The sequence below is a fragment of the Methylobacterium sp. WL116 genome (genome assembly GCF_008039455.1).
Classification (GTDB): Bacteria; Pseudomonadota; Alphaproteobacteria; order Rhizobiales; family Beijerinckiaceae; genus Methylobacterium.
This window is the reverse complement of sequence record NZ_VRUV01000633.1, coordinates 1-2,359: the sequence shown is the minus strand read 5'-3', so window position 1 is coordinate 2,359 and position 2,359 is coordinate 1. Positions and strand designations below refer to the sequence as shown.

The 2,359-nt window shown below is 72.2% G+C and carries 3 protein-coding genes; all 3 read left to right on the top strand.

Features of this window, described 5'->3' with window-relative positions:
- Positions 1–909, top strand: a 909-nt coding sequence (locus tag FV223_RS25560) for a threo-3-hydroxy-L-aspartate ammonia-lyase (protein ID WP_147729572.1), incomplete at its 5' end; no start/stop codon positions are given.
- 5 nt (positions 910–914) lie between these two features.
- Positions 915–1,658: a trypsin-like serine protease gene (locus FV223_RS25555; RefSeq protein ID WP_147729571.1), complete on the top strand. Its 744-nt coding sequence runs from the start codon at positions 915–917 to the stop codon at positions 1,656–1,658.
- Between the two features lie 132 nt (positions 1,659–1,790).
- The coding region (locus tag FV223_RS25550) for a cell wall hydrolase (RefSeq protein ID WP_246689813.1) at positions 1,791–2,359 on the top strand (569 nt) is incomplete at its 3' end.

The window sequence follows — 2,359 nt, the reverse complement described above, 5'->3', positions numbered from 1 at the left end:
GGCGTGGCCCACCGCACCCCGGTGCTCACGTCGCGCACCGCCGACGAACGCGCCGGGGCGAGCCTGTTCTTCAAGGCGGAGAACCTGCAGCGCGCCGGCGCCTTCAAGTTCCGCGGCGCCTACAACGCGATCGCGGCGCTCGCCGGCGACGCGCGGGCGCGCGGCGTCATCGCCTACTCCTCGGGCAACCACGCCCAGGCGATCGCCCTCGCGAGCCGGCTGCTGAACGTGCCGGCCACCATCGTGATGCCGCAGGACGCGCCGGCGATGAAGGTCGCGGCGACGCAAGGCTACGGCGCCGAGGTGGTGCGCTACGACCGCTACACCCAGGACCGCGTCGCCCTCGGCCGCGAACTCGCGGAGGCGCGCGGCCTCACCCTGATCCCGCCCTACGACCATCCGGACGTGATCGCCGGCCAGGGAACGCTCGCCCTCGAGCTGATCGCCGAGACCGGGCCGCTCGACATGCTCGTCGTTTGCCTCGGCGGCGGCGGCATGCTGTCGGGCTGCGCCCTCGTCGCCGCCGAGCGCTCGCCCGGCTGCGCCGTGATCGGCGTCGAGCCGGAGGCCGGCAACGACGGGCAACGCTCGCTCCGTGAGGGGCGGATCGTCACGATCCCGGTGCCGCGCACCATCGCCGACGGCGCGCAGACGACGTTCCTCGGATCGCTGACCTTCCCGATCATCCAGGAGCGGGTCGCCGACATCGTGACGGTGACGGACGCCGAGCTCGTCGCCACGATGCGCTTCTTCGCCGAGCGGATGAAGCTCGTGGTCGAGCCGACCGGCTGCCTCGCGGCGGCGGCGGTGATGCACAGCCGCCTCGACGTGCGGGGCAGGCGCGTCGGCGTGGTGATCAGCGGCGGCAACATCGACCTCGCATCGTTCGCCCGGCACGTCGCGGGCTGAGGAAGGTGCGCGCCCTGGTCCTCGTCGGCGCATGCCTGTGGGCCGGCGCGGCGCGTGCGGAGGACATGGCCTTCGATGCCGAGGCATGGCCCTACAGCGCGATCGGCAAGCTCAACGTGGTGCTCGGCACCAACCGCCTCCAATCCTGCACCGCGACCCTGATCGGTCCGCGGCTCGCGCTCACCGCCGCGCACTGCCTGTGGGACGAGCCGCGCAAGCGCTGGGTCAACCCGGGCGTCGTCCACTTCGTGGCCGGGTACCGCCAGGGCGCGTATCGCGCGCACAGCCTGGCCGCCGCCTACCGCAAGCCGGACGACTACGCCTTCGCCTACGGCACCGCGCGGCCGAACATGCAGGGCGACTGGGTCCTGATCGAGCTCGCCGACCCGATCCCCGGCACGCCGCTGACGCTGGAGGATCCCGGTGCCGAAGCCGACCCGGCCGCGATCCGCCGCGAGATCCGGCGGGCGGGCTACAGCCGGCTCAAGCCCCAGCTGATGACCGCGCAGGGCGGTTGCAGCGCGTGGCGGGACCCCGGCCCGGCGCCCCTGCTGCTGCACGATTGCCGGGCGGTACCCGGCGAATCGGGCTCGGCGCTTTTGCAGGTCGAGGCGGGCAACCCCGTGGTGATCGGCGTGCTGGTGGCAGGCAGCCGGGAGGAGGGGCGGGCTCCGTCCGTCGCCGTGCCGACCGCCGCATTCCGCGAGACCGCGGCGGCGATGCTGAAAGCGCAGGCGACGACGCGCTGACGCAACCGTCGGTTCACCATGATGCCACAAAATCCGCACCTTTCGGGCCGAGCTTGGCCGGAACGCATCGCATCGGCGAGGCAATGGGCTGGGAGGCCGGGCGGCATGCAGGGTATCGGGACGAGATTGACGGTGCCGGCCCTGTCGGTCCTCCTGCTCGGACCAGGTCTCGGCGCCTGCAACACCAGCGCGAACACCGCTCTCAGCACCGGCTCGACGCGCGGCAAGCCGATGGTGGTGTCGGATACCGAGCGCGATTGCCTCGGCCGTGCGATGTACTTCGAATCGAACCGCAGCGATTCCGAAGGCCTGCTCGCGGTCGGGACCGTGGTGATGAACCGCCTGGAGAACGCCGCCTTCCCGAACGGCGGCATCTGCTCGGTGGTCGGCCAGCCGCGGCAGTTCGCGACCGGCGTGTTGACCAAGCCGATGGCCGAGAAGGACCTGCAGAAGGTCGCCGACGCCGCCGACGCAATCCTTGCCGGCGAGCGCCATCCCAAGGTCGGCCGGGCGATGTACTTCCACACCGCCGGCCGGAAATACCCGTACGACAACATGCACTACGTGGCGGTGGCCGGCGGCAACGCCTTCTACGAGAAGCGCAAGGCCGGGAGCCAGGCCCAGACCCCGCCGCCCGCCTCGACCGCGATGGCCTACGCCGAGGCGATCCCGCCGGCAGCGACCATCGCCCCGGCCGGCCC